Source organism: Ruegeria sp. BI12 (assembly GCF_056537985.1).
The window spans coordinates 1,912,553-1,939,253 of the sequence record NZ_JBQFSL010000001.1 but is presented as its reverse complement, the minus strand read 5'-3'; the positions used below and the strand labels follow the sequence as shown (position 1 = coordinate 1,939,253).

Genomic DNA, 26,701 nt, shown 5'->3' with positions numbered 1-26,701 from the left:
GCAGTAGCGGTTCCTATCGGATCGCTACTGCACCCTCCAATCCACACTGGCAGACTGCGAGGCCCAAATTGACCGTTTCCACAACTGTCAGTGCAGCACCTTGGCTCGAGCAAAAAGAGCAACAACCCCTAGTTCAAATCAGAGGTGTAACCAAGAAATACGGTGAAGTGACCGCCGTCGATAATGTCGATCTGGACATCTACAAAGGAGAGTTATTCTGCCTTCTCGGTGGATCGGGATGCGGAAAGTCGACACTGCTTAGAATGCTTGCAGGGTTTGAGGATTTGAATGCGGGCACAATTACGATCGACGGTGTTGATATGGCCGATGTGCCAGCCTACGAACGCCCTACTAATATGATGTTCCAAAGCTATGCGTTGTTCCCGCATATGACCGTCGAAAAAAATGTGGCATTCGGGTTGGAGCAGGACCATGTCCCCAAGCTCGACTTAGCTGACAGGGTTCACGACATCCTCAAGCTCGTTGAGCTGGAAGATTTCAAAAAGAGAAAACCCAAGCAACTGTCTGGCGGGCAACGTCAGCGGGTCGCGTTAGCGCGGGCCTTAGTCAAACGCCCCAAACTGCTGCTCTTGGATGAACCTTTGGCTGCGCTTGACAAAAAACTGCGTAAGCAAACGCAGTTTGAGCTCGCAAACATTCAGGACAAGGTCGGTGTCACGTTTATCGTTGTGACCCACGATCAGGAAGAAGCAATGACCTTGTCCTCGAGAATGGCTGTCATGGACGCGGGTCGGTTCAAACAGATTGGAACGCCAACAGAGATCTATGAGTTCCCTGAATCCCGCTTTGTCGCTGACTTCATAGGGTCAGCAAATATTTTTGAGGGCAGGGTGACCGAGGACGGGGCGGACCATGTTCGGGTTGAGACCGAGTTCTGTGAAGTTTTTGTTGATCACGGTCATTCGGTGAAGGTTGGCAGCAAGATTTGGGTTGCGCTGAGGCCGGAGAAAATTCGGCTGGAGAAATCGGAAGAGGTTGCTGAAGGCCCTAACCAGACATCGGCAATCATCGACGACGTTGGGTATTTGGGGGAAACATCGATCTACAAGGTAAGGCTTCCCAATGACGAAATCTTCGACGTCACTATGCCCAACCAATCTCGTCCGACGCACACCACACAGAGAATAACTTGGGAAGACAAGGTGAAAATCAGCTGGGATCCGTCTAGCGCCATGTTGCTCCACTCATGACAGATTTCACGGAGGATATGCCTGAACCGCTTCCGGTTAAACAACTGCCGATATCACGCCAATTCATGCGGCGTATACAAAACAGTTGGCGACAGATCGTTACCGTTGTGCCGTTCCTCTGGCTGCTCGTTTTCTTCCTAGCGCCGTTCTTTATTGTCGCCAAAATAAGCTTGGCCGAACTGGCGATTGCAAGCCCTCCATTCACCAGTTTGATTGAGTGGACGGGCGACGGGATCATAACGATCCGTCTGGTGTTCGACAATTTTGTCTACATCTGGGAAGACAGCCTATACTTTGACACTTACGTCAATTCTCTCAAGATTTCAGTGACCTCCACGTTCTTGTGCCTCTTGTTTGGTTACCCCATCGCCTACGCAATTGTACGATCGGGGCCAGTTGCAAAACCGCTATTGTTGTTTGCAATAATTCTTCCGTTTTGGACGTCGTTCCTGTTGCGGGTCTATTCGTGGATGGGGTTGCTTGCGGATCAAGGCACGATCAACAATCTCCTGATAGCGCTGGGTATAATCGACGAGCCAATCCGCATGCTATACACGGAATTCGCCGTCTATATCGGGATCGTCTATACTTATATGCCATTCATGATCCTGCCGCTCTACGCGAATATGGAGAAGTTGGACAACAGTCTGAACGAAGCGGCTGCCGATCTTGGGTCCAGGCCAACGAACACGTTTTTCAAAATTACTTTGCCGCTGACGATGCCCGGTATTGTCGCTGGTTCGTTGTTAGTCTTTATCCCCGCGACCGGAGAGTACGTTATCCCCGACCTGTTGGGGGGTGGGAACGTGCAGATGATTGGTCGGGTTCTCTACAACGAGTTCTCTAGAAACAGTGATTGGCCGGTCGCTGCGGCAGTGGCGATTGTTCTGCTTATCATTCTGGTGCTGCCCATCATGGTGTTCCAGCACTACCAGGGCAAAGCATCGGAGGAGCAATAAATGTACGCCAAACGCTCCCGCTTTTTAACCATCATGCTGACCTTGGGATTGGCATTCTTTTACATCCCGATGATCCTGTTGGTCATTTACTCATTCAACTACTCCAAACTCGTGCCTGTTTGGGGAGGATGGTCCCTGCGTTGGTACAAAGAGCTCTTCCAATCTGCCGAAGTTTGGAGTGCTGTTTCTCTCAGTCTTCAGATTGCTGTTGTGAACGCGACTTTTGCGACAGCGCTCGGCACCTTAGCGGGACTGGCTATGGTGCGCTTTGGGCGGTTCAAGGGGCGGACGTTGTTTGGTGGTATGTTGGTCGCTCCTTTGGTGATGCCCGAGGTGATAACCGGATTGTCCTTGTTGGTTTTCTTTATCTCCCTGAACCAACTGATCGGATGGCCAGCAGAACGTGGTTTTGCGACGATTACGATCGCGCATATTACCTTTTCAATGGCTTACGTGGCGGTGACAATTCAGGCGCGTTTGACCGGTGTTGGGCAAACTTTGGAAGAAGCTGCCGCCGATCTTGGAGCAAAACCGTTCAAAGTTCTGACTGCCATCACGATCCCACAGCTGACGCCAGCCCTTATCTCCGGCTGGCTATTGGCGTTTACTCTGTCTCTCGATGACCTGGTCATAGCAAGTTTTGTTACTGGCCCAGGTGCAAATACCTTGCCAATTTTGATCTTTTCGCGCATTCGACTAGGCCTCAGGCCGGATATTAATGCGCTGGCGACCATCATGATCCTTGTGATCGCCATTTGTGTCGCTATCGCAGCTATCGTTATGTTCCGGCAACAAAGGGCGGATTTGCTGGACAGGCAGATGGCCGAACGAGAGGAGAGTTAAATTGGAGACGCATGAGCTTCAGAAAAAACGACGCACCGAACCTCCTGAAGTTCGTCGCTTGCAGTTGATAATGGCTGCCATCGACTCGATCTCGAAGCGCGGGTTTTCTGACACGACGCTTAAACATGTGACCGAAACTGCCAATCTGTCCCATGGCGTTGTGAACTACCACTTCGACAGCAAGGAAGCACTGTATGACGCTGCGCTGGGTTTCCTTGCGCAAGAACACTATGAGAATTGGCTAAGGTCTTACGACGCTGCGGAACCCACTGCCGCGCATAGGCTGGCTGCCATCATTCGAGCAGATTTTGACAAAAGCATCTGCACCCATAAGCGCTTGGCTGTCTGGTTTGCTTTCTGGGGTCAAGCTAAGTATCGCCCTAATTATTTGAAAATACATAATAAATATGACAACGAAAGATACGACCGAATTTTGCAACTGTGTGGTGAATTGATCGAAGATGGTGGTTATGACGATCTCGATCCGGAAAAAACAGCACGGGCTGTTGAGGCGATGTCTGATGGGGCCTGGCTCAGCTTGATGTTGTATCCCAAAGTGGCTGATCGTCGGGAATTCAGGGATGTTTGCATGCTTTCGCTGGCTCGGTTTTTCCCAAAACATTTTCCGATTTGAAATACAGCACCGAACAATAATGCATCAGCACTTTATCTTGCGCATGTCGGGGTCATAAAGCGGCTTTAACGAGGCGGTCGCATCGTATTTCTCGTCGGCAATTTCGATCTGCCATTGCCCCGTTGCGACTACGTCGGCAGTCAACGGTTCGCCAATTTCTGCAAAACCAATACCGACCGCAGCGCCGAGAGTATGCCCATATCCACCAACTTGGATATATCCGACTTCCTTACCGTTTAGATAAATCATCTCGTTGCCGTACATGAGAGGCTCTGGGTTTTTGAGAAGGAACTGCAACATTCGGTTCTTGAGCGTGCCTTTTGCTTTGATCGCAGCTAGTGCTTCCCTGCCGATGAAGCCACCGGGTTTGTCCAATTTAACGGCAAACTCAAGACCGGCTTCAATCGGGTTGTCTGTGTTGTCCACATCAATTCCGAAATCACGATAGGCTTTCTCGAGCCTCAGGGAGTTAAGGGTCTGCATTCCGGCATTGCGAACGCCCAAATCACGACCTGCTTCCATAATCAGATCGTAGGTCTGTACTGCCTGAGTGGCAGGCACGTGAAGTTCCCAGCCGAGCTCGCCGATAAAGGTCACACGATAGGCCATAACTACGGCGTACCCGATGTCGATTTCACGCGCCGTCATGAAGGGAAAACCTTCATCGGACAAATCAGCACCAGATATTCTGCTCAAAAGTTCGCGTGACTTTGGACCATGAACGTTGATCTGGCAGCGCCCTGCGGTGATGTCTGTAATAACAACGTTCTCGTTGTCCAGGATGTGCCGTCGCATGCGCATCTCGGTATGACCCGCCGAGTTTTCTCCCACGATGACCCAGTATTTCTGATCGGATAGCCGGGTAACTGTAAGGTCAGCCTCAAACCCACCTCGTTCATTTACCCAGGCTGTGTAGACGACACGACCGGGTTCAACATCAACGTCATTGCAAGACAGGCGAGAGAGGAGTGCGCATGCGTCCGGGCCTTCTACGCTGAAACACGCCATTGATGTCATGTCCATTACGATGACATCCTCTCGTGCTGCCTTATGTTCTTCAGCGTGCCAATCAAACCAATTTTGGCGGTACCAACTGTATTTCTCGACCTTGGCTTGTTCGGGCGTCGGGGCAAACCAATCAGGTTGTTCCCATCCATTTCCTTCGCCGAAAAAGGCTCCGACCTGCTTGAGGCGGTCATACAGCACTGAACGTTTAACGTTCCTTGCCGTTTTGTAGTTTTCGTTATGGTAGTGCTGGCCAAATAGCTTTCCGAGCAACTCAGGTGTCCTGTCGCGTCGAAAGGCCGGTGTTGCCATTTCACGGGAGAAACGATTGACGTTGATACCGGTGACATCGATTGGCGGCAAACCGTCCACCATCCAATGGGCCAGCACCATTCCTGTGCCTGCACCGTTCAGGATGCCAAGTGAGTTCATCCCACATGCAACCCAAAGATTGCGCAGTTCAGGCGTTGGGCCAACAAGCGGCGCAAGATCAGGTGTAAAGCTTTCTGGTCCGCAGAATAGTTTTTTAACGCCGTAGTTCATGGTGTCTGGCACGCGCGAATAGGCCTTCTCCAGGTCGGGCCCAACACGTTCCCAGTCCGGCTCGATCTCTCCGAATTGCCATTCATCAGGGATACCATCAAGCTTCCAAGCCGCAGCGCCGGGCTCAAAAAGTCCCAACATCATCCCGCCGACTTCTTCACGGTAATATGTGTACGTGGAAGGGTCTTCGAGAACGGGCAGATCGCGGGGTAGGCCCGGGATGCTTTCCGTTATCAGGTAGTAGTGTTCAGCCGCCTGGAGGGGTAGATTTACACCGTGTTTGGCACCCAGCTGGCGAGACCACATGCCACCACAGATCACAACGTTTTCCGCTGTTATGGTGTGACCACTTGCGGTGCGGACCCCTGTCGCGGTCCCGTTACTGGCCAAAATCTCTTCAACCCGCACGCCTTCGTAGAAACGTGCGCCTCTGTTTTTGGCTCCCTTGGCCAGAGACATTGTCACGTCCACTGGGTTAGCCCGACCGTCCTCCGGAATTAGGAATGCTCCAACGACGTCTGAAAGGTCCCCAATAGGGAACATATCCTGTGCTTCTTTTACCGAGACTTCATGATTGTTTATCCCAAAACGCCGCATGAAGGCTGCGACACGGCGCATCTCATGCAGGCGTTCCTCGTTGGTTGCAATTTGCAGATATCCAACGTCGCGGAAACCTGTGGATATACCGGTTTCCTCCTCTAGGTTGGCATAAAGGTCCCGCCCATGCGTGTAGATGGCGCACTCAGCTTCCGAGTTGAGAAGGCCGGCTACAATCAGGCCTGCTGCGTGCCAAGTGGTCCCTGATGTCAGTTGACCCTGTTCCAAAACCACAACATCGCTATGGCCGAGCTTAGTCAGGTGGTAGGCCGTATTCGCGCCGATAGATCCCCCGCCAATGATCACGGTTTGGACATGCGTAGGAAGGGTGTCGTCCATGGCAAGAAAATCCTTTCTTAGCGTTCATTTCTCCGAATATCACTCAATACGATTAATGTATATTGACTGAATGATCATTCAATTAAAATCATATCGCCGACCTTCGATTTCGCGATAAAGCTTGTCTGAACAGGGAGAAAAGGCTTCACTGCAGTGATTGACTGACAATCAGCTGCGGGGAAATCCTATGTCAGACGAAATCCTATATGATCGACAGGTGATCAACTTTCTGGAGGAGCTTTGGGGGGAGGGGTTTCTTTCACCTGGAGGCCCTGAAGAAGTTGCTCGAGTTGTTGAGGGGATCGATCTGAAGGATAAGCATATCCTAGACATAGGCTGTGGTTCAGGGGCTATCGCGGTGTTGATGGCACAGGAACTCGGCGCTGCCAATGTGACCGGCATTGATGTAGAGGCCCCAGTATGCGCAGCTGCGAGAGACCGAGTTAGGCGGGCAGGTCTGGAAGGAAAGATCGAAATCATAGAGGTCACCCCAGGCCCAATGCCATTTGAAGATGGTACTTTTGACGTTGTGTTTTCCAAAGACTCGATCATTCATATCCCCGACAAAGTAGCGATGGCCGCGGAAGCGTATCGAGTGCTTAAACCGGGTGGTCATTTCGCGGCTTCTGACTGGTTGACCAATCACGACGGGGAAATGTCACCCGAGATGGCGCACTACGTAAAGATGGAAGCCTTGGAGTTTCAGATGGCGTCGCCCTCTAAGTACCGCGCTGCCATGGAGTTGGCGGGTTTTGAAGACGTAGAGTTGGTCAATCGCAACCCTTGGTATGCTCAGGTATCCGCTGCGGAACTTGAGGAATTGACCGGACCAAACCGCGCCGACTGGGAAGCCCGGCACGGTGCGGAGTTTATCGAGCACCAGATCGAGATTTGGGACGCTATGCAGCCCGTGCTAAAAACCGGAGAGCATTGCCCACATCGCATCCGTGGTCGGAAACCAGCCTGATCTAACTGGCTCCTTGTCTTAGCGCGTTGACTGTTATGCGTCGTAGTCCTTGCTGACCTGCGCCATACCAGCCTCCATGATGTCGAACATTTCGTCTATCTGCGACGGAGTAATGATAAGGGGGGGTGAGAATACGGCCATGTTTCCAAACGGACGCAAGAGCAATCCCATCTCCTCGCACGCATCGTCCAGTTTCTGCCCAAACTTCACATGCGCTTCGTAACTCTCGACGTTCAGTCCAGGGCGACATTCTATGCACCCAAGGAGCCCGTCACCGCGCACATCCCCAACTATCGGAAACTTTTCTTTAATTTGATGTAGGCGGTCCTGGAAATGCGGTGTGACGCGTTGAACGTGTCCTAGAATGTCCTCGCGCTCCATGATTTCGATATTTTTGATTGCAGCCGCGCAACTCACAGGGTGTCCGGAGTATGTATAGCCGTTGTAGAAAACATCGTCGCCCGGTGCGTCTGAAATGCGTTTCATTACAGCGTCCGAGATTATGCAGGCGCCCAGCGGCAGATAGCCCGAGGTTAAACCTTTAGCGCAGGTAATAATATCAGGGACGATGCCAAAGACCTCTTCTGAGGCGAACCAATGGCCCAACCTGCCAAAGCCGGTTACGACTTCATCCGAAATGTACAGAATGTCGTTTGCCCGGCAGATTTCGAGCGTACGCTTATGATAGCCCAGAGGTGGAACGATCACGCCACCGGAACACAGGATCGGTTCGGCGATAAAGGCGGCAATACGGTCGGCGCCTACGTCAGCAATCAGGTTTTCAAGGTCGGCGACTTTAGCGTCGCACCAGGCATCAACACTCATGCCTTCCGGCCGGTGGTAGGGATTCACGTCGGGAAGGAAACGCACCAGATCCTGAGCTTTTTCAAAGCTTGTTTCGAAGCGCTCTTTCCCAGTGACAGTCGCGGCGAGAAAAGTGGATCCGTGGTAGCCTTTTTCCCGGCCGATCACGATCCTCTTCTCCGGCCGGCCAAGCCGTTTGTTCATGAAAAGCGCGGTCCGCAGCGCGGTGTCAACGGCTGTAGACCCACCGGTAGTGAAGTGCACGGTGTTCAGATCGCCCGGTGTGCGTTCTGCGATCATGCGCGCCAAAATAGCCGCTGGTTCAGTCGTAAACGACCACGGCGACGCGTATGGCATCTTCATAACCTGTTGAGAAATGGTATCAGCCATCTCTTGACGCCCGTATCCGATCTGTGTGCACCACATACCGCCGGGGCCATCAATGTATCGCTTCCCGGCAGCATCCCAAAGGTAGATACCATCCGCTGTATTTACTCGCATGTATTCGTCGGATCCAAAGCCCTCGGTTCCGGCCCAAGGATGCAGGTGATGGTCGCGATCCCAAGCGACCAGATCGCCGTCGGCTGGTGTATTCCCTAGAGTATTCACGTCTGCTTCTCCTTTAGGTGTGGGCCGGTGGCGTGGCGCGTGCGCGGGGCGGTGCGAAAAAGGCTTTGGTGACAGGTGTAAGGCGCGCCATCCTGGTGTCCCATTTGCCTTCTTGCAGAGTGTAAATTTCCGCCTTTAAGCCGGATGACCGGCCTGCATCCGGCATACGGACATGTGCCAACGCGATGTTGCGTTTGGCGGTGGGCGACCATATTCCGGACGTTATGTGCCCAACTTCTTTTTTGCGTCGGTTGTAGATCAATGACCCTTCTGAGGGTTTGAATCCTTCAACGTCGAAACGCATGAGCAGGCTTCTTGGAGTTTCTCGCTTGGACAGCAGCTCTCGCCGACCATTGAAATGACCTTTGTTGAAGTCGACTAGCCGGCCAAGACCAAGTTCGAAGGGGGTTTGTCCCCGATGCAATCGCTCGGTTGCATGAACTGGTTGAAAGTCCACGCCTGCGGTCAGAAACCCCGCTTCGATGCGGGCCAAATTTACAGCTTCGTAGCCAATCGCGCGCAGTCCCTGATGTGCGCCACCTGTCCAAATACGGTCCCAAAGCGCTTCTGCTTTGTCCCAGTCGCACCAGAGTTCATAGCCCAGATCACCGGTAAAACCCGTCCGCGAAATCATGAGATCATGGTCAACGTGAGCAAGATCGAATGGCTTCAGCTGGCTGACATCTAACCCGGCGGCCTCCAAAACTGCGTAGGAGGTCGGGCCCTGCAGCGAAAGTCCAGCGATACTGTGAGTTTCGTCGACGACTGAAACGTCAAAACCCCAAGCCGCGTCGAGTAGCCATGTCAGCATTTGTTCCTGACAGCAAAGGCGCCAATCGTTGTCGCCAAGGTGGAACAGGGTCCCGTCATCGATGACCATACCCTCTTCATCACACCAGATTGCGTACCCCACGCGACCAACGCCGATTTTTCGGATGTCCCGTGTCACTAGGCGATCGAGTATCGTTGTCGTATCCGGCCCAGTCAATCGGTACTTGTGCATTGGTGAGATGTCGAACAAGGATGCCTGATTGCGCAGCGCGAAGTACTCGAACTCGACACTGTCCAGCACGCCCGGGGCGGCATAACCCGCCCAATCGTACCAATTTTGCGCGCGATTTTGCTCTTCGAGTCTTTTGTGAAACGGCCCGGGGATCAAACCTAGTTTCGGATCGGTGAAGATGCTCATGCCTGTGCCTCCAGCGCTGCCAGCGCCGCATTGCGCCCAGCGAGCCCCATGACATCACCGCCGGGGTGCGTTGCCGCACCACATTGGAACAGCCCCTTCGGCCCCATGGAATATCTGGCCATCCCGTTCGCGGGCCGAAGTGTCAGTAGTTGGTCCAATGACATTTCCGCATGGTGCCAGTGCCCCCCTGGTGCGCCGGTCGCGCTTTCGAGTTGATCCGGAGTTATGACCTGTTTTCCAGAGATTTGATCGCCCAAGCCGGGCAGGGCACGGCTAAGAGTTTCAACTGTGATTTGCGCAAGCTGTTCCTTGGCAGTCTCAGTCCAACTGCCTTCAATGTCAGATGGCGCATATTGCACTATGGTTGACAGCCAGTTTGCCCCATCGGCTGTCTGCATTTTAAAGGCTTCAATCACCGGTGCTCTAGACATTTGACGATACTTAACTGGATTGAACGCAGCTTCGACGTACTCCACAGAAGGGGCATAGATCAGTCGTTCGTGGGCTAGTTCGCTAGGCAGGCCGGGCAGGGTGGCGTCGTCTTTTAACCGTAGGTTGACCTTAGCCGCTGTTCCACGAGCTCGAATATTTCGAACTCGCCGCATTGCTTCGATGTCAAAAGCAGAGGGTCCGGTCATTCGGCTTGTTAGTCTTGGAGCAAGGTTGCTGAGCACAATGGGTGCGGTCAAAGTTCGTCCATTGTTAGTTGCCACTCCGGAGACTGTGTCGTCGTGCAACACAATGCGAGACACCTCAGTTTCCGGCATCAGCACGCACCCCGCCTTTTGTGCTGATTCAACCATCAAATCGGTCAGCGCGGACATCCCACCTGCTGGTTGTGTGATGTTACCTCCGTGGCCAAGCCGATAAATCAGATTGAACACGGTGCCCGGAGATCTTGGACCGGTGGCTGACCCCCAGATTGCATCAGCAGCAAGCATTCCAGCCACCGGTCCTTCCGGCAAGTCATCAAGTACAATGTCGTGGACATTGGACAAAACGACCTGCAAGAAACGCCGCATCTCGGATTTTCCAAGCTTTTTCAACCCGATGCCCAGTTTTGCCAGGCGCATAAACTCCTTCAGCCCACCCCGCGAAAGGATGGCTTTTTGACCGCCGGGTGGTGGGGCCTCGGCGAGTTGACGCAAAAGGCCCCCATACGTAATCAACTGCTTTGTCAGATCGGACCAGGCGTCGGATTCCGGGTGTTTTGCCCCCTCGCTCCAAAAGACGCCTTCGTTCTTGGAGACGATATGCCGCCCATCCTCAGACAAAGAAACCGTGGAGACAGGTTTGCCTGACAGGATAGGGTGTTGAGGATCTATGCCGATGTCACTCAAGACCCGCGGGCTCAGGTTATATAGCGAATGGGCCAGAGTCGGACCGCCATCCACGGAATAAGACGCCATGCCGCCGAACCTGTTGGATTTCTCAATGATACAGACATTCTTGCCGCGTCGACTAAGGAGTGTTCCGGCAACCAGACCGTTAACACCGCCGCCAATGACAATCGCATCAAATTGGCTCATGCGGCATACCCCTTCATTCGGCCATGCCGTGTTTCGTGCCTCAGGATTGCGCGGGCAGCGTTTGCACCAGGTGCTCCCATAACCCCTCCGCCCGGATGGGCGGACGAACCGCACAGATAAAGCCCTTTAATAGGTAGGCTGTACTGCGACCAACCCGGGACTGGCCGATTGAAGAAAAGCTGATCAAAAGTCAGTTCACCTTGGAAAATGTTGCCTTCTGTCAGACCGACCTCGCGTTCGATTTCCAATGGTGAACGCACTTCCATATGAACAATGCGCTCGCGAATGTCAGGGCACGCCACAGACATCTGGTCGAGTACAGTTTCTGCCATCGCACTGCGCTGCTTTTCGCCCCAATTCTGGGCCGATCTAACGCCGTCGACTTCTAGATCATAAGGCGCATATTGAACGAAAACCGTCATCATGTGGGCACCTGTCGGCGCCATAGTCGGATCAATCTGGCTGGGGATGAGCATGTCGATATAGGGCTTTTCCGACCAGCGCCCGACTTTCCAATCATCATAGGCCTTTTCAAGTTCAAAGAGGCTTTGCGACACATGCAAATCACCCCTGAGGAAGCTGGTGTGCTCGGGTGCTGCAGGGAAATTTGGAAAGCGATCAAGCGCGATGTTTAGTTTCGCCGAAGAGCCACGAATTTTGAAGTTTCGCACCGCCTTGGAGAAATCATCCGGCAACTCGGCCGCGTCAATATGGTGCAGAATTGTTCGTTTAATATCCATATTGGAGGCAACAACAGGGGCATAAAAAACCTTGCCGTCCTCGAGAGCTACGCCTTGAACGCGTCCATCTTTGCTGAGGATTTTCTCAATCCCCGAACCTGTGTGGATGGTACCGCCGTGATCCTTGAAAGAGGCTGCAATGGCATTCGAAATTGCACCCATCCCCCCACGTGCGAAACCCCATGCTCCGATGCCGCCGTCAATGTCACCCATGTAGTGGTGCAGCAGCACATATGCCGTGCCGGGTGAGTACACCCCAAGGCCGGTGCCGATAATGCCGGAGCCAGCCAAATGGGCCTTGATCAGGTCGTTTTCGAAATGCTCATCCAGAAAGTCACCAATGGACATTGTCCAGAATTTCAGTGTTTCGCCAAGCTCCCGACTGCCCAGCCCGTGTGCTTTTTTTACGAGATAAGCCAGTTCGCCGAGATCTCGTGGGTGAAGAGACGCAGGGTCCGGTGCATCTCGAAGCAGAAATGGACGGATAAAACGGCATTGCCGCATGATGGCTTGCGAGTAACCGCGATAGGCGTCCGCATCTTTTGCAGAATGTCGCGCCATCTCGCGTTTAAGGGCGTTGTGATCGGAATAATAGGCGAAGTAATCCCCATCGCGCGTAAAGCTCGCGCCACCTTCATACGGAATAACCTGAAGTCCGTATTTCGGTAACTCAAGGTCCTGGGCAATCTCGCGTCGCAGAAGAGAGCAAACGTACGAGCAATTCGAGTACGTCCAACCATCGTGCAGCGAGCGGCTGACTGCCGCGCCTCCAATCCAGTCGTTCTTTTCGACCACCAAAACACGCATGCCGGCACGTGCCAAATAGGCGGCGGCAGTCAATCCGTTGTGACCAGCACCGGCCACAATAACGTCGTATCTGTTCTCAACCGTCAAATTTTTCCATCCCTTTCTCTCTCGTTTACAGATCAGGCTCGGGTTCGTAAAGTTTATTTGAGCGCTCAAATAAATTTCAAACTATTGACGCGTCTTTTTTGCGCGCTGTAGATGGCTGTATTCGTAGAAGGAGCGGCAATTGGTCGAAGCAGATCGTAAACGTCCCCGCAAAGAGCGGAAGGAGAACGCAGATCGTCGTCGCCGACAGCTGCTGGACGCGGCTTGCCGCTCTATATTGGCGCATGGGTTGGCAAAAACGACGCTCGCAACGGTCGCTTCTGAAGCTGAGCTTTCTCAGGGTGTTGCGGCGTTTTACTTCAAGTCAAAGCTTGGTCTTCTGACCGAAGCTTTGCGCGACCTTTACCAGCGCTACGAAGATCACTGGACAGCTTCTTTAGAGCGAGCAGGGGATAAGCCCGCCGAAAAAATAAGGGCTCTGATAAAAGCTGATTTCCACCCTGATGCATGTGGTCCGGATGTCTTACCCCTTTGGTATGCGTTTTGGGGCGAGCTTCGCTTTCAACTGCAGTACGATGAAGTTGCCGAGCATTTCGAAACACGTCGGAGAGAGACCTTGCGTGTAATCTGGAACGAATTGCTGCCCGACGATGAAGTTACTTCACCAGATCAAATGGCTGAATGGATGGAGACATTGACGGATGGCTATTGGCAGCGATTGCATCTTGCTCCTCAAGGCCTGAGCCGAAAGCAGGCGGAACAGGCTGCCTGGGGTTGCCTTGTTCGCCTGGTCCCGGAATTACTTGGGGATACGGCTTAGTCAATTACGACTGAAAGGCCCAACAATATGACGCATGTGCGGTTATCGCAGCAGCCTCGGCCATCTTGGAGCGCGATCTTGAAAGAGGCGCGTTACCTTGCGCGGCTTGCTCTTCCGATAGTTATCTCTCTTGCTGCAGCTGCTTTGATTGGCGTCGTTGACACCGTGATGGTGGCCCCATTGGGAACGCTTCCTCTGGCGGCGGTCTCGATCACTGCCTCGGTGCTGATCATCTTTTATTCAGCGCTCTATGGCTTTGTTTCCGCAATTGGTGTGCGGATGGCTGAAGCCTTTGGAAAAACGAGTGAACGAGGGCTTGCATCGGCCACAAGCGCTGGGCTTAGCGTTTCGCTTGTCGTTGGTGTCGTTGGGGCTGCTGTAATGATCTGCCTCAAACCTGCCCTTTCCTGGATTGGGCAGCCGCCCGAAGTGGTCGGTCTGATTGGCGGCTACTGGATCGCGATGAGCCTACTTTTGGTGCCCTTCACGATTTTCTATGCTTTGAAAGCCCTGTTTGACGCCATGAATCGCCCGTGGATTGGGGTTGGCCTCGCGTTCCTTGCGGTCGGATTCAATATCCCTTCGAACTATGTTTTGATCCACGGGGTTGCTGGTTGGCCGGGTCTGGGTCTCGTCGGTGCCGGGATCGCTAGTCTGTTGTCCCAGATGGTGCCGTTAATTGTGGCATTCTTGATTCTGCGCGCGTGGAGAAAGAAGAAGGGTTTCCTAAAGGCCGCAGGTTTTGATTGGTCCGAGGTTAGGGCGCAGATCAAAGAAGGGTTCATTATTTCCGTTGGTTACCTGGGGGAGGGGGCCGCATACGCTGTAGCCGGCCTTATGCTGGGATGGTTCAGCGCCGCCGCGCTTGCCGCGCATCAAATCGTTTCCGCGGTCAGCGACGTCATTTACATGGTGCCCTTGGGTGTTTCGATTGCGATTTCGATACGTGTAGCTCAGGCAATTGGTGCGGATGAAACAGAACGGCTCAAGCCGATTGTGTTGGCGTCGCTATTGGTTGTTGTTGGTTGGATGGCCGTTGTCGTTACTGGTATTTTGATAGGCCGCGCTCCTTTGGCCAATGGCCTTTCAGATGATCCAAGAGTTGTTTCTCTCGCGATATCGATGTTCCTTGTTATTGCTGCAATGCAGATTGCAGATGGCGTGCAGGGGACAATGCTGGGCGCTTTTCGGGGCATGATGGACAATCATGTTCCTGTTGCCATTACCCTGATTGCGTATTGGGTCTTTGCTTTGCCGCTTGGATATGCGCTGGGCTTTTGGCTTGGGTTCGGTCCCAACGGCGTTTGGATCGGATACGGCTCAGGTCTCTCTTTGGCGGCTATCGCGTTGACCTATCGCTTCTTCTCCAAAAAACGCTAGTCGGCGTTGCTTGCGCGCTCACTAAAGACCCAACTTGTCCAAGAGTTTAAGGCGTAGGATTTCTGCTTCGACAAGAGTTTCTTTCGCGAACGAGAAGGGCAGTGGTTTGAGGGGGGTAACCGGAAATTCCAGCTCGTCCGCTTTGGTCCCTGTCGCCCATTTGGCGAGAACGCGCCCCATTGCCGTGGCGATGGCAACGCCGCGCCCATTGTATCCCAGGCCTGTCATAACCCCCGGAGTGAGTTCATGCAGGTGTGGATAATGATCTCTCGTCAAAGCAACAAAGCCGCCCCATTCGTATTCCCACTCAACTCCGGACAATTGGGGGAAAAGTTCAACAGAGATGCGTTTCAAACGCTCAATTTGTTTGAGAGTGGAATTGTCGTTGTAGGTGCCGCGACCGCCCATTAGAAAGCGACCCTCCGCGTCTTGCCTGAAGTACAGAAGCAGGCGTCGTGAATCTGACAAAGCGTTGCCTTCTGGCAGAATTGACTGGCGGACATTGTCGGACAGGGGCGAAGTAGCAACCTGAACTGAGCGAACGGGCAAAACTGACTGAGACAACCGCGGATGCAGATCTCCGGAATAGGCGTTCGTGCAAATCAACACCTTCTCTGAGATGACAGCCCCTTTGGGAGTTTCAATCCGAAAACGGTCGGCCTCTGAAGTAATCTGGTTGGCGGGCGTTTCGCCGAAGATTGCCACACCGTTGCGGCGACCTGCTTCGGCCAGCCCAAGCGCATAATTCAATGGTTGCAATACACCGCCGCGACGATCCAGAACGCCGCCGAGGTAAGCTTCGGTCCCTGTCAGACGCTGCATTTCGCTTTGATCAAGCTGTTTCATGCCCCCGCCGTGGTTGTCCCAATCCTCGGCGAGCTTGCGTAATTCACTGAGTGTTTTGTGAGTATGCGCTGCGCGCAGCCAACCCGGACGTTTTGCGTCGCACTCAATGCCGTGCCGAGCGATTAAGTCGAACACAAGATCGGCAGCTTCACCTGCCATTCGGATCATTCTGTTTCCCCAGAGATCACCAAATTTGGTTTTGATGCCCGTCGGTCCGTCTTTGAGGCCCACATTGATCTGACCGCCATTGCGTCCGGAAGCTCCCCAGCCAGGGTGCTGGGCGTCGATAACAACAACTTTGACGCCCTGCTCGACCAGATGAAGTGCCGCCGAAAGTCCGGTGAAACCGGCGCCAATCACGGCTACGTCGGATTGCTGTTCGCCAACGAGCTGCGGGTATTCTGCTGAATAGCTAGCGGTTGAAGACCAAAGGCTATTTGCGATGACTGGGTTTTCGTTACGGATCATCTAACGGCCTCGCGCTTGCCTTGCGTGGGGAATTGCATAGGTTTGGCTCGTGATACTTTGCCGGACAGTATGTGAAGAATGCCAAGACTTTTGAACCAATTCGAATTGAAACCAACTGTTGAGCTCGACGCATTCAAGCAGGCGTGGAACGCGTTTGTCGAACACTTGGTCAAGACAGATCTTGCCACGAAAGGAGCGCCATTGTGTAAACGCATCCCCGCAAGTGGTTATGATACCGACGAGCAGCGAGATCATACGCTTATGGCTGTTATCGAATTCAAGGATCAATTGCAGGCCGACGCGGCTTGGGCGGCGATTGAAGATCGCATTGAGCCTCTGGGAGCTTTGCATCGCAAGGTTATATCTTTGGTGCATGAGCCAGTTTTCACTTTTTGGTCGGAACTCTAGAATGACGATCGCGAACGCCCGGTTTGTTTTCACATCTTTTTTCTTCACCATTGAATGAGCATTCAATCAATGACATATATCCCTTAGATGTCAAATGCGCTCTCGTTGGGGAAGTTTGGCCGTGGAGGTCGGCAAAACCGATGGAGCGCTCTAACAGATGGGATGCATTCGGGTGAGACAATCGCCAAGCGAAAAAACAAACCCTGAGGGGCGTCCGCGTACCGAGTCCAAGGAAGTGAGGCGTCAACAACTCATCGATGCGACAATCGACTCGATTGCTCAGAATGGAATTGGTGGAACGACCATGTCCACCGTGACCGAGATTGCCGGTTTGTCGCTGGGCATCGTCAACTTCCACTTTAAAAGCAAACAGAACTTGCTGGAAGAAACGTTGCTGTTTCTTGCAAAGGAGCATCATGAACAGTGGTTGGAAGCTTTTGAAAATGCAGGGCTGTCAGCGCCAGAGAAACTTTTGGCTATTGTCGACGCGCACTTCCACCCGCAGATTTGTACTCCAAAGAAGCTAGCCGTTTGGTTTGCGTTTTTTGGAGAGGCAGGGCGGCGTAAAGTCTACCGCAGCCTGATCAATGATATCGATCAGGAGCGGTACAACATTGCGCTACGACTATGTTCAGAGATTGCCGAGGACGGTGGATACACGGACATGCCGCCAAGGCAAGTCGCCAATATCCTCGAAGCACTTTACGACGGAATCTGGTTGGAGCTTTTGACCTATCCAGAAAACTTTCGACGTATCGAAGCGCGGGATCACATCACCGGCTTCCTTTCCAAAGTCTATCCGGGTCACTTTCGAATGCCTGGATTTAACAACGGTGATTGAAACAGAGCAGCTTTCAGACCGGACATTCCAGACAAAATCAGCCAGCGCATGGCGCAGCTAGCTAAGGGAATAAATATGGGCAGGGACTCTCGCTACGACATCCTTTTCGAACCAGTCCAAATCGGGCCAGTTACTGCGCCAAACCGGTTCTATCAGGTGCCGCACTGTACAGGAATGGGGTGGCAATACCCGCGTACTCTTGCTGCTATGCGTAAAGTAAAGGCGCAAGGGGGGTGGGGCGTCATATGCACGGAATACAACTCGATCCACCCATCATCTGACGACCTTCCGCATCCTTATGCTTCGCTTTGGGATGACAGTGATGTTCGGGCGCACACACTTATGACCGATGCAGTACACGAATACGGTAGCCTAGCGGGTGCTGAGCTTTGGTACGGAGGCGCCAACTCGAACAACTTGTTTTCCCGGCTTCCGAGCATGGACGTCGACAGCCGTCCCAATACGAAAGGGCACCCTTTTCAGACCCGCGCAATGGACAAGCAGGACATCCGGGATCTACGCCGCTGGCATCGAAAGGCCGCTTTGAGGGCACGAGATGCGGGATTTGACGTTGTCTATGTTTATGCAACGCACGGGTACCTGATCTCGAATTTTCTGCATCCGCGCGTGAACACGCGCAGTGATGAATATGGTGGCAGTTTAGAAAACAGGGTGCGCCTGACCCGTGAGTTGATTCAAGAAACCAAAGACGCCGTTGGGGATCGGTGCGCCGTGGCGGTCCGTTTCTCGGCAGACGAAGAGATCGGCGAGGATGGCCAGCCAATCTATGGTGAGCGAAGAGATATGTTTGAGATGCTCTCTGATTTACCAGATTTGTGGGATATCAACATCGCAGACTACTCGGTTGAGATGGGTGTCTCCCGTTTTACAAAAGAAGCTGCTCTTGAACCCTATATGCATTGGGTCAAGTCCGTGACGGATAAGCCTGTGGTAACCGTTGGTCGATTTACGTCACCGGATACAATGGTCTCACAAGTCAGGCGGGGGGTAACTGATTTCATAGGTGCAGCGCGCCCGTCGATTGCTGATCCTTACCTTCCAAAAAAGATCGAGGAAGGACGCTTGTCTACGATCCGCGAGTGTATCGGATGCAATGTCTGTTACGCCAGCGACTCGATCGGTGTACCTATTCGATGCACTCAGAACCCAACAATGGGGGAGGAGTGGCGCAAAGGTTGGCACCCTGAAATCATCCGAACGAAATCTTCAGACGCGCGCGTTCTGATCGTCGGAGCCGGGGCCGCCGGACTGGAAGCTGCACGGGCGCTTGGTTTGCGTGGGTATGACGTCCTATTGGCGGAAGCTTCTCGTGAGTTGGGTGGCAGGGTCTCGCGCGAAGCAGCTTTGCCTGGCATGAGCGAGTACATTCGCGTCAAAGACTATCGCGAACAGCAATTGATTGAGATGCCCAACGTTGAAATCTACCGTGAAAGTCCGCTGACAGTTGACGATATCTTGGCCGTTGAGGCTGATCACGTAGCGATTGCGACCGGCGCGACTTGGCGAAAGGAGTATTTTGACGAAGAACGTTTCGTCCCGATCGCAGAAGGAGCCGTCCTAAGTCGCGTTTTTACCCCCGATGACATCATGGATGGAAAGCTTCCCGATGGACCGACGCTCGTTTTCGATGGGGATGGCTATTACATGGCCAGCGTCATTGCTGAGAAGATACGAGCGCAGGGACATGGTGTAACGCTGGTCACACCGTCTGACAGTGTTTCTGATTGGGCGGGAAAAACCTCCGAACGTTGGCGAATCCGAACGCATTTGCTTCGCTTAGGGGTCGAGACCCTGCCGTCAAAGTCGATTAAACAGTTTGATGGCGAAATCGCGGAGTTAGAGTGTACCTATGGCGGGCCAAGTGTGACCGTACCCGTTGCCAACATTGTTATGGTTACTGCTCGTAAACCAAATGATTGCCTTTACAGAAGGTTGCTCGGCCGGGTCAGTTCTGAGGATTTGCAGTTCAGCCTTCGTCGCATAGGAGATTGTGATGCTCCGGCGATTATAGCAGCAGCGGTTTATGCAGGTCATCGATACGCCCAGGAATTGGGCGAAGCCGTGGATGAGGACATACCACTTAATCATGATCGAGTAGACGTCGGGTAGCAGCCCATTTGACCGAACTGCGCGATCTCAGTTGTAAGCAATCAAAGAAACGCTGGAGGAATCTTTCATGCCGGAAGGCTTAGTTATCCGCCCCCTCGAATTGAAAGATCACGAAGAGTGGCGCCGCTTATGGACGGCATATTTGGACTTCTACGAGACCTCTGTTTCAGAAGAAGTCTATGAGGTTTCGTTCAACAGGTTGTTGTCAACGGATGCAGGTGAATACAATTGTCTTATCGCTGAGTTGGAAGGAAAGCCGGTTGGAATAGCACACTACCTTTACCATAGGTTCATGTGGTCAGTGGAGGATACTTGCTATCTGATGGATCTCTTCGCCGACCCGCAGGTGAGGGGTAAGGGTGTTGGTCGAGCTCTGATCGAGGCTGTGTTCCAAATCGCCAAGCAGGACGGTGTTCCAACCACCTACTGGACCACTCAAGAGTTTAACTACCCAGGGCGAGTTCTGTACGACAAAGTGGCTAAAAGAACGCCCTTTATTGTTTATGAAAAAGATGAATGATCGGCTGCGTCTTTTCAGAAATTTTCATCGTGAGGCGGGCAGGGGGCATTCGTAGCCTCGGTCTATAACTAATTCATCGTACTTCAAGTGCTTTAACACCAGTCCCGAAATCATTCGTCTGGCCGTGATGCATTATGTTTGGTTCCCATACAGGATGGCTATACTCGCCTAGCTAAGACGTGTCATAATTTGTCAGTCAGCACCGCCACTCACGCCTGTCTCGTTTTATATCTTGCATCAGAATTATTTGGTAATTCTCTTGGCTTTAAACGCTGGTTCCATACAGATTCCTGTCGGTAACTTCTTCGTTGGTTCGGTCTTTAGACCGTATTTTGGTGGGGTTGCTTTAGACAGCAATCACCTGATCTTCGGCAATAAAATGAACTTGGAAAATGGGCTGAGGCGGTGATTTCGTTCATAGGTGCTTCATACGATATTTTTGGTTGCCGGGGTCAGTTGGAGTCAGTGCGTCAAGTCGGAGGTCTCATTGTGAGTTGCGGCTATAGTTGAGAGTCAAAAGACACGTGGGGCAGGTGGGACTGAGGTCTATGTTCGCTGCTGAGAAGGTTCACACCTAACTACATGAAACTATTCATGGTACGTAGGGGATTTCTTGGATATTTACAAAAACTCCTATTTTCCGTGAATAAATTTACAAAATTTTGTTTCAAAACTGGTAATTTATTGAGAAATTTTCAGTCCGATTTCCATTATTGGAATGCACAAAAGTGCGTTTTCGTCTGCTGGAAGAGGAGCCATAGGACGAAAAATGGAAACGGGAGGAATACATGACTAACAAAAATGTCACGCGCCGCGGCGTGCTAAAGTCTGGTGCCGTTGCAGGTTCCGGGCTGGCCCTGCCTACGATCTTTACGGCCTCATCCGCTGCTGCCTTTACCAATGAGCCGACCGGGTCATCCGTGACCCTGGGCTTCAATGTTCCGCAAACCGGACCTTATGCGGAAGAAGGCAATGACGAACTGCTGGCGCAGCAGCTGGCGGTCGAACATCTGAACGGCGAAGGCGACGGAGGTTGCCTGAACACATTTTCGTCGAAAGCGCTGAAAGGGAACGGTATCCTCGGTAAGAAGGTCGAGTTCGTAACAGGCGACACACAGACCAAATCTGACGCGGCACGCGCATCGGCCAAGTCGATGATCGAAAAGGACGGTGCGGTCATGATCAACGGCGGTTCGTCTTCGGGCGTGGCCGTTGCGGTTCAGGGCTTATGCCAAGAGGCGGGCGTGATCTTCATGGCCGGTCTGACCCATGCCAACGACACTACGGGTAAGGACAAGAAGGCCAACGGGTTCCGCCACTTCTTTAACGCCTACATGTCTGGTGCTGCATTGGCGCCGGTTCTGGCGGCCGAAATGGGCAAGGAACGTCGCGCCTATCACCTGACGGCCGACTACAACTGGGGCTGGACCCAGGAAGAGTCGATCGTAGCCTCGACCGAAGCCCTGGGATGGGAAACGGTCAACACCGTTAAGACACCGCTCGCGTCGACGGACTTCTCGTCTTACATCGCGCCGGTTCTGAACTCGGGTGCGGACGTTCTGGTTCTGAACCACTATGGCGGCAACATGGTGAACTCGCTAACCAATGCGATCCAGTTTGGGCTACTCGACAAGGTTGCCAATGGCAAAGACTTCAAGATCGTTGTGCCGCTGTATTCCGAGCTGATGGCCGCTGGTGCGGGCGAGAACATCAAAGGCGTGCTGGGTTCAATGAACTGGAACTGGCAGCTGCAGGATGAGGGTACCAAAGCCTTCGTTAAGTCCTTTGGCGAGAAGTACGGCAAGCCGCCGTCCAACTCGGCTCAGACATGCTATGCGCAAGTTCTGCTTTACGCTGATGCGGTCGAGCGAGCAGGCACCTTTAACCCCTGTGGAGTCGTCGAAGCTCTGGAAGACTTTGAGTTCGATGGCTTGGGCAACGGTCCGACATGGTATCGCGGTGCCGATCACCAGTGCTTTAAGGACGTGCTGGTCGTGCGGGGCAACGAGAACCCGACCAACGCCTATGACACGCTTGAAATCGTCGAGATCACGCCGCGTGCGCAGGTCGAGTACGATCCGGAGCACCCGATGTTCGCCGGTGGCGAGCTGGGTAAGTGCAACCCGGGCGCTTAAGCCATTTGGCTAATGTCTGACCGCCATTCTCGGCGGTCGGACACCTTTTGGCCGTGCCTGTTGGCCCGGTCCTGACCACTCAATCCACACTGACCAACCCTGAGGTGGGCCCAATGGACGCCATCCTACTGCAAATACTAAACGGTCTGGACAAAGGCTCGGCTTATGCGCTGATCGCGCTGGGGCTGACGCTGATTTTCGGAACGCTCGGCGTCGTGAACTTTGCCCACGGGGCCCTGTTCATGATCGGCGCGTTCTGCGCCGTTACTTTGCAAAAACTGCTTAATCTGAGTTTCGAGACGCTGGATGAAACCCAAAAGGACTTTCTGGGCAATCCGCTGAAGGTCGAAACCCCATATGTCGAATATTGGTTCGGCCCGGAAGTCGGCGCAACGATTATCGACTGGTCCGTCCCGTTGGCCATCTTGTTCGCGATCCCAGTGATGCTGGTGGTCGGTTACGTGATGGAGCGCGGGTTGATCAAACACTTCTATAAGCGTCCGCATGCAGACCAGATCCTTGTGACCTTTGGTCTTGCGATCGTTCTGCAGGAAATCGTCAAGTATTTCTTCGGTGCAAACCCGATCCAGACCCCGCCGCCCGATGCGCTCAGCGGGTCTGTCGATCTGGGCACAATGGTTGGTTTTGATCCCAATGCAATCATCTATCCGATCTGGCGCCTGGTCTATTTTGGGTTCGCCGTTGGCATTATCGGGGCCGTGTTCTCGTTCCTGCAGTTCACCACTTTCGGGATGGTTGTCCGCGCTGGGATGGCGGACCGGGAAACCGTGGGCCTTCTGGGCATTAACATCGACCGCCGCTTTACCATCATGTTCGGTATAGCTGCCGCTGTCGCTGGTCTTGCCGGGGTGATGTACGGGCCGTTGAACCCGCCGAATTACCACATGGGCATGGACTTTCTGGTCCTGAGCTTCGTTGTGGTTGTTGTCGGCGGCATGGGGTCGTTGCCAGGGGCTGTTCTAGCCGGGTTCCTTCTGGGGATACTCGAAAGCTTTGCGTCGACTACCTGGGCCACGACCACGATCCCGGGCATCAACCAAATCATCATCTACCTTGTCGCCATCATCGTGCTGCTGACGCGTCCGCGCGGACTGATGGGGCGCAAAGGCGTGATGGAGGAATAATCAATGTTGGGACTGAATAAAAAAGACACCAGCCTGCTGATCGTTGTTGCGCTTTTGACCCTGTTTGCGCCCTTCATCCTGAACCCGTTCCCCGAAGGCAGCGCCATGGCTCAGTTCAACGCTGGCTATCCAGACCTGATGCAGCGGTTCGTGATTTTCGGCATCTTCGCCATTGGGTTCAACATTCTGTTTGGCCTCACCGGGTACTTGTCCTTCGGTCACGCGGCCTTTCTTGGGGTGGGGTCATACTCGGCCGTTTGGATGTTCAAACTGCTCAGCTACAACGTCATTCCAGCCATCGCGTTAAGTGTTGTTGTCGCTGGATTGTTTTCGCTCCTAATCGGATTTGTCAGCCTGCGACGGTCGGGGATCTATTTCTCGATCCTGACGCTGGCATTCGCGCAGATGAGCTTTGCGCTGGCCTATTCGGTGCTCTCGAACCCCAAGTTCAACCTGACCAATGGCGAAACCGGTCTGCAGGTTTATGCGGACGACCCGCAAATCCTGCAGGGGGCGAACTCACCAGATTTGCCGCATCTGTTTGGTTTGCCCATGCGGGCGACATACACGATGGATGTGGGCGCATGGAGTTTCGACTTTAATGCAGGTTACTACCTGTGCGCGGTGATCATGATGGTGGTGTTCTACCTTGCCATCCGCATCTTCCGTTCGCCGTTTGGCATGATGCTGCGCGCGGTGAAGTCGAACCAGCAACGGATGAACTACACAGGCCTGAACTCAAAGCCGTATACGTTGGCTGCCTTTGTTATCTCTGGCATGTATGCCGGTTTGGCCGGTGGTCTGATGGCCGCGATGGACCCGCTGGCAGGTGCCGAACGGATGCAATGGACCGCTTCGGGTGAGGTCGTCTTGATGACCATCCTCGGTGGTACGGGCACGCTGATCGGACCCGTTCTGGGCGCAGGTTTCATCAAGTATTTCGAGAACATCTTCTCGAAGATCAACGACAACGTCCTGCACAGCTGGTTCGCTTTCCTGCCCGACGGGATGGAAGACGCCGTGGTGTTCCTGATCCACCCATTCATCGGCAAAGGCTGGCACTTGACGCTGGGCATCCTGTTCATGCTTGTCGTCATCTATCTGCCAGGCGGTCTGGTCGAGGGGGGGCAACGTTTGCTCAAGCGCCTCAAGCGCAAGAAAACAGATGCCGACGATGCGCCGTCAGGCAAAACAGAACCGGCTGAGTGAGGGGCGAGCAATGGCAATTCTTAGAGTCAAAGACGTCAGCAAACGCTTCGGTGGCCTGAAGGCGCTGACAGATGTGAACCTTAACGTTGAAGAGAACTCGGTTCACGCCATTATCGGTCCCAATGGTGCGGGGAAGTCGACGCTGTTGAACTGTTTGGTGGGCAAGCTGATGCCGGATACCGGGTCAGTTTTGTTCAACAATAACTCGGTTCTGGGGCTGGAGCCGTTCCAGATCAACCAGATGGGCATCAGTCGCGTGTTCCAGACGCCCGAGATTTTTGGTGAGCTGACGGTGATGGAGAACATGCTGATCCCGATCTTCGCGATGCGGGATGGCGCGTTTCGGATGCACGCCTATGAGACCATCGCCAACGAACGTGAGGTGGTAGAACAAGCAGAAGCCATGTTGGAAGAGATGAACATGGCTGACAAGCGCGAGATGAATGCGGCCTCACTGTCCCGCGGTGACAAGCGGCGACTTGAGATCGGCATGTGCCTCAGCCAGAACCCGCGCTTGTTGTTGCTGGATGAACCGACGGCAGGCATGGCGCGGGCTGATACCAACAACACGATCGACTTGCTCAAACAGATCAAAGATGAGCGCGACATTACCATCGCCATTATCGAGCATGATATGCACGTCGTCTTCAGCCTGGCCGAGCGGATCACCGTATTGGCGCAGGGGACACCATTGGTCGAAGACACTCCGGAAAATATCCGCGGTAATCCCAAGGTCCGCGAGGCCTATTTGGGCGAGACTGCTGCGTAAGGAAAAGCTATGAACGAAAAACCTGACTTTTCGAAAAACGCCAATATGGCCAGCACCGCGCCTGCGTTCCTTTCTGTATGGGACATGCACTCGTATTACGGCGAAAGCTATATCGTGCAGGGCGTCAGCTTTAACGTGCACGAAGGCGAGATTCTTGCCCTGCTTGGACGGAACGGCGCTGGCAAAACCTCGACACTTCGTTCGATTGCCAGAGTCGGCGATCCCGAAGTAAGGCATGGTGAAATCTGGCTGGATCACAAGCCGCTGCACAATATGACAAGTTACGAAGCGGCATCTGTCGGACTTGGCCTGGTACCGGAAGACAGACGCATAATCCCAGGCTTGACCGTCGAGGAAAACCTACAGCTTGCCCAGATTGCCCCGCCTGTCGGATGGTCTCTGGAGCGGCTGTATGAGTTGTTCCCGCGCCTAGGCGAACGCAGAAAGCAAGAGGGGATTACCTTGTCGGGTGGCGAACAACAGATGCTGTCAATCGCCAGAGCGCTTGCCCGTGACATCAAAGTATTGCTTTTGGATGAGCCATATGAAGGTCTTGCCCCGGTAATTGTCGACGAGATTGAAAAGACACTGGTTCACGTCAAGCAACAGGGCATGACCACGATTATCGTTGAACAAAACGCAGTCCGCGCTTTGGAGCTGGCCGATCGTGCGATCATTTTGGACACCGGCACTATCGTGTTTGATGGGACGGCAAACGAGGTGCTTCAAGACACCGGCCTTCGCGAGGAGTATTTGGCGATCTAAACCGGGCTTCGAGATGTAGGTGAAGTTTGATTGCAATCGCATCAGAAATGCCGATGGTCGGGGTTTTCAAACTCATGCGCTCATCCAATTATGATAACGGTGCCAGAGCATGATCCGCCACATCGTGCTGACCAAATTTCGTTCCGACGTAACCGAAGAGAACATCGCCAAGATTCACAATGGTCTTTCTGACCTGACCGACGCTCTGCCGGATGCAAGCGGGTTTACAGGTGGTCGCAGCGAAAGCCCTGAGCAGATCGAGTGCGGTTACATGCATGGGTTTGTGGTTGATTTCGATGATTGGGCCGCGCTGCGCACCTATCAAAACGACAAGACACACAAAGCGCTGGGCGCGCAGTTGGTCAAACATGCTGTAGGTGGCATAGACGGAATTCTAGTTCTGGACTTCGAGGTTTGAGATCGCTGAAGCGGATTCAGCCAAAC

23 protein-coding genes are annotated in these 26,701 nt (G+C 53.3%); 17 read left to right on the top strand and 6 right to left on the bottom strand.

The annotated features are described in order from the left end of the window. Positions 1 to 68 precede the first annotated feature (68 nt). The 4 genes from ACR0AK_RS09850 (at position 69) to ACR0AK_RS09835 (ending at position 3,647) form a co-directional block, all read left to right on the top strand. Positions 69 to 1,211, top strand: coding sequence for an ABC transporter ATP-binding protein (locus tag ACR0AK_RS09850; RefSeq protein ID WP_480793177.1), 1,143 nt, complete (start codon positions 69 to 71; stop codon positions 1,209 to 1,211). Positions 1,212 to 1,276: 65 nt separating this feature from the next. Continuing rightward, entirely contained in the window at positions 1,277 to 2,170 is an 894-nt protein-coding gene (locus ACR0AK_RS09845) for an ABC transporter permease subunit (RefSeq protein WP_480793656.1), read from the top strand. Further along, positions 2,171 to 3,013: an ABC transporter permease subunit gene (locus ACR0AK_RS09840; RefSeq protein ID WP_058280802.1), complete on the top strand. Its 843-nt coding sequence runs from the start codon at positions 2,171 to 2,173 to the stop codon at positions 3,011 to 3,013. It begins immediately after the preceding gene. Position 3,014: 1 nt separating this feature from the next. After that, complete coding sequence (locus ACR0AK_RS09835) at positions 3,015 to 3,647, top strand: TetR/AcrR family transcriptional regulator (protein WP_170558214.1); 633 nt, start codon at positions 3,015 to 3,017, stop codon at positions 3,645 to 3,647. Between the two features lie 24 nt (positions 3,648 to 3,671). Here the strand turns inward: ACR0AK_RS09835 and ACR0AK_RS09830 are convergent, their stop codons facing one another. Beyond that, a complete protein-coding gene (locus ACR0AK_RS09830) occupies positions 3,672 to 6,131 on the bottom strand; it encodes a GcvT family protein (protein WP_480793176.1) in 2,460 nt (819 codons plus the stop codon). Positions 6,132 to 6,318: 187 nt separating this feature from the next. On the opposite strand from ACR0AK_RS09830, the gene ACR0AK_RS09825 reads away from it, so the two are divergent. Continuing rightward, positions 6,319 to 7,098: a class I SAM-dependent methyltransferase gene (locus ACR0AK_RS09825; RefSeq protein ID WP_480793175.1), complete on the top strand. Its 780-nt coding sequence runs from the start codon at positions 6,319 to 6,321 to the stop codon at positions 7,096 to 7,098. A 33-nt stretch (positions 7,099 to 7,131) separates the two neighbouring features. Here the strand turns inward: ACR0AK_RS09825 and ACR0AK_RS09820 are convergent, their stop codons facing one another. From ACR0AK_RS09820 to ACR0AK_RS09805, 4 genes are read right to left on the bottom strand one after another with little or no spacing between them, the layout of a single operon-like run. After that, positions 7,132 to 8,511, bottom strand: coding sequence for an aminotransferase (locus ACR0AK_RS09820; protein WP_480793174.1), 1,380 nt, complete (start codon positions 8,509 to 8,511; stop codon positions 7,132 to 7,134). Positions 8,512 to 8,524: 13 nt separating this feature from the next. Then, complete coding sequence (locus ACR0AK_RS09815) at positions 8,525 to 9,700, bottom strand: aminomethyl transferase family protein (RefSeq protein ID WP_480793173.1); 1,176 nt, start codon at positions 9,698 to 9,700, stop codon at positions 8,525 to 8,527. Next, positions 9,697 to 11,229 (bottom strand): phytoene desaturase family protein, encoded by a 1,533-nt coding sequence (locus tag ACR0AK_RS09810; protein ID WP_480793172.1) that lies wholly within the window; start codon positions 11,227 to 11,229, stop codon positions 9,697 to 9,699. The genes ACR0AK_RS09815 and ACR0AK_RS09810 overlap by 4 nt, the downstream gene beginning before the upstream one ends. Then, the gene (locus ACR0AK_RS09805) at positions 11,226 to 12,863 is read right to left on the bottom strand and encodes a phytoene desaturase family protein (RefSeq protein ID WP_480793171.1); all 1,638 of its coding nucleotides are present in this window, start codon (positions 12,861 to 12,863) and stop codon (positions 11,226 to 11,228) included. Before ACR0AK_RS09805 ends, ACR0AK_RS09810 begins: the two co-directional genes overlap by 4 nt. A 139-nt stretch (positions 12,864 to 13,002) precedes the next feature. On the opposite strand from ACR0AK_RS09805, the gene ACR0AK_RS09800 reads away from it, so the two are divergent. Both ACR0AK_RS09800 and ACR0AK_RS09795 read left to right on the top strand, forming a co-directional pair. Continuing rightward, complete coding sequence (locus tag ACR0AK_RS09800) at positions 13,003 to 13,641, top strand: TetR family transcriptional regulator C-terminal domain-containing protein (RefSeq protein ID WP_170477235.1); 639 nt, start codon at positions 13,003 to 13,005, stop codon at positions 13,639 to 13,641. A gap of 78 nt (positions 13,642 to 13,719) precedes the next feature. Further along, positions 13,720 to 15,021, top strand: a complete 1,302-nt coding sequence (locus ACR0AK_RS09795) for an MATE family efflux transporter (protein ID WP_480793170.1) — start codon at positions 13,720 to 13,722, stop codon at positions 15,019 to 15,021. A 21-nt stretch (positions 15,022 to 15,042) separates the two neighbouring features. Here the strand turns inward: ACR0AK_RS09795 and ACR0AK_RS09790 are convergent, their stop codons facing one another. Beyond that, the gene (locus tag ACR0AK_RS09790) at positions 15,043 to 16,335 is read right to left on the bottom strand and encodes an NAD(P)/FAD-dependent oxidoreductase (RefSeq protein WP_480793169.1); all 1,293 of its coding nucleotides are present in this window, start codon (positions 16,333 to 16,335) and stop codon (positions 15,043 to 15,045) included. A 78-nt stretch (positions 16,336 to 16,413) separates the two neighbouring features. On the opposite strand from ACR0AK_RS09790, the gene ACR0AK_RS09785 reads away from it, so the two are divergent. The 10 genes from ACR0AK_RS09785 to ACR0AK_RS09740 all read left to right on the top strand — a co-directional run bounded on the left by ACR0AK_RS09785 (position 16,414) and on the right by ACR0AK_RS09740 (position 26,675). After that, positions 16,414 to 16,743 (top strand): DUF6614 family protein, encoded by a 330-nt coding sequence (locus ACR0AK_RS09785; RefSeq protein ID WP_480793168.1) that lies wholly within the window; start codon positions 16,414 to 16,416, stop codon positions 16,741 to 16,743. Positions 16,744 to 16,900: 157 nt separating this feature from the next. Further along, a complete protein-coding gene (locus tag ACR0AK_RS09780) occupies positions 16,901 to 17,584 on the top strand; it encodes a TetR/AcrR family transcriptional regulator (protein ID WP_170558191.1) in 684 nt (227 codons plus the stop codon). 75 nt (positions 17,585 to 17,659) lie between these two features. Then, positions 17,660 to 19,714, top strand: coding sequence for an oxidoreductase (locus ACR0AK_RS09775; protein ID WP_170558188.1), 2,055 nt, complete (start codon positions 17,660 to 17,662; stop codon positions 19,712 to 19,714). Between the two features lie 67 nt (positions 19,715 to 19,781). Beyond that, positions 19,782 to 20,234, top strand: coding sequence for an N-acetyltransferase family protein (locus ACR0AK_RS09770; RefSeq protein WP_480793167.1), 453 nt, complete (start codon positions 19,782 to 19,784; stop codon positions 20,232 to 20,234). Between the two features lie 788 nt (positions 20,235 to 21,022). Further along, on the top strand, positions 21,023 to 22,369 hold the full coding sequence (locus ACR0AK_RS09765; RefSeq protein WP_170558184.1) for a substrate-binding protein: 1,347 nt from the start codon (positions 21,023 to 21,025) through the stop codon (positions 22,367 to 22,369). 113 nt (positions 22,370 to 22,482) lie between these two features. Then, positions 22,483 to 23,514, top strand: a complete 1,032-nt coding sequence (locus tag ACR0AK_RS09760) for a branched-chain amino acid ABC transporter permease (protein WP_170558182.1) — start codon at positions 22,483 to 22,485, stop codon at positions 23,512 to 23,514. 3 nt (positions 23,515 to 23,517) lie between these two features. Continuing rightward, on the top strand, positions 23,518 to 24,723 hold the full coding sequence (locus ACR0AK_RS09755) for a branched-chain amino acid ABC transporter permease (RefSeq protein ID WP_170558180.1): 1,206 nt from the start codon (positions 23,518 to 23,520) through the stop codon (positions 24,721 to 24,723). Positions 24,724 to 24,733: 10 nt separating this feature from the next. Then, complete coding sequence (locus ACR0AK_RS09750; RefSeq protein WP_170409175.1) at positions 24,734 to 25,492, top strand: ABC transporter ATP-binding protein; 759 nt, start codon at positions 24,734 to 24,736, stop codon at positions 25,490 to 25,492. 9 nt (positions 25,493 to 25,501) lie between these two features. Continuing rightward, complete coding sequence (locus tag ACR0AK_RS09745; protein ID WP_170558178.1) at positions 25,502 to 26,257, top strand: ABC transporter ATP-binding protein; 756 nt, start codon at positions 25,502 to 25,504, stop codon at positions 26,255 to 26,257. A gap of 109 nt (positions 26,258 to 26,366) precedes the next feature. After that, entirely contained in the window at positions 26,367 to 26,675 is a 309-nt protein-coding gene (locus ACR0AK_RS09740) for a Dabb family protein (RefSeq protein WP_480793166.1), read from the top strand. The last annotated feature ends 26 nt before the right edge of the window (positions 26,676 to 26,701 follow it).

What these genes read in the sequence shown, in the direction of transcription:
- ACR0AK_RS09845 (WP_480793656.1), top strand. Translation starts at nt 1,277, where the DNA reads ATGCGGCGTATACAAAACAGTTGGCGACAGATCGTTACCGTTGTGCCG.
- ACR0AK_RS09840 (WP_058280802.1), top strand. Translation starts at nt 2,171, where the DNA reads ATGTACGCCAAACGCTCCCGCTTTTTAACCATCATGCTGACCTTGGGA.
- ACR0AK_RS09830 (WP_480793176.1), bottom strand. Translation starts at nt 6,131, where the DNA reads ATGGACGACACCCTTCCTACGCATGTCCAAACCGTGATCATTGGCGGG.
- ACR0AK_RS09825 (WP_480793175.1), top strand. Translation starts at nt 6,319, where the DNA reads ATGTCAGACGAAATCCTATATGATCGACAGGTGATCAACTTTCTGGAG.
- ACR0AK_RS09815 (WP_480793173.1), bottom strand. Translation starts at nt 9,700, where the DNA reads ATGAGCATCTTCACCGATCCGAAACTAGGTTTGATCCCCGGGCCGTTT.
- ACR0AK_RS09810 (WP_480793172.1), bottom strand. Translation starts at nt 11,229, where the DNA reads ATGAGCCAATTTGATGCGATTGTCATTGGCGGCGGTGTTAACGGTCTG.
- ACR0AK_RS09790 (WP_480793169.1), bottom strand. Translation starts at nt 16,335, where the DNA reads ATGATCCGTAACGAAAACCCAGTCATCGCAAATAGCCTTTGGTCTTCA.
- ACR0AK_RS09785 (WP_480793168.1), top strand. Translation starts at nt 16,414, where the DNA reads ATGCCAAGACTTTTGAACCAATTCGAATTGAAACCAACTGTTGAGCTC.
- ACR0AK_RS09780 (WP_170558191.1), top strand. Translation starts at nt 16,901, where the DNA reads ATGGGATGCATTCGGGTGAGACAATCGCCAAGCGAAAAAACAAACCCT.
- ACR0AK_RS09775 (WP_170558188.1), top strand. Translation starts at nt 17,660, where the DNA reads ATGGGCAGGGACTCTCGCTACGACATCCTTTTCGAACCAGTCCAAATC.
- ACR0AK_RS09770 (WP_480793167.1), top strand. Translation starts at nt 19,782, where the DNA reads ATGCCGGAAGGCTTAGTTATCCGCCCCCTCGAATTGAAAGATCACGAA.
- ACR0AK_RS09765 (WP_170558184.1), top strand. Translation starts at nt 21,023, where the DNA reads ATGACTAACAAAAATGTCACGCGCCGCGGCGTGCTAAAGTCTGGTGCC.
- ACR0AK_RS09760 (WP_170558182.1), top strand. Translation starts at nt 22,483, where the DNA reads ATGGACGCCATCCTACTGCAAATACTAAACGGTCTGGACAAAGGCTCG.
- ACR0AK_RS09755 (WP_170558180.1), top strand. Translation starts at nt 23,518, where the DNA reads ATGTTGGGACTGAATAAAAAAGACACCAGCCTGCTGATCGTTGTTGCG.
- ACR0AK_RS09750 (WP_170409175.1), top strand. Translation starts at nt 24,734, where the DNA reads ATGGCAATTCTTAGAGTCAAAGACGTCAGCAAACGCTTCGGTGGCCTG.
- ACR0AK_RS09745 (WP_170558178.1), top strand. Translation starts at nt 25,502, where the DNA reads ATGAACGAAAAACCTGACTTTTCGAAAAACGCCAATATGGCCAGCACC.
- ACR0AK_RS09740 (WP_480793166.1), top strand. Translation starts at nt 26,367, where the DNA reads ATGATCCGCCACATCGTGCTGACCAAATTTCGTTCCGACGTAACCGAA.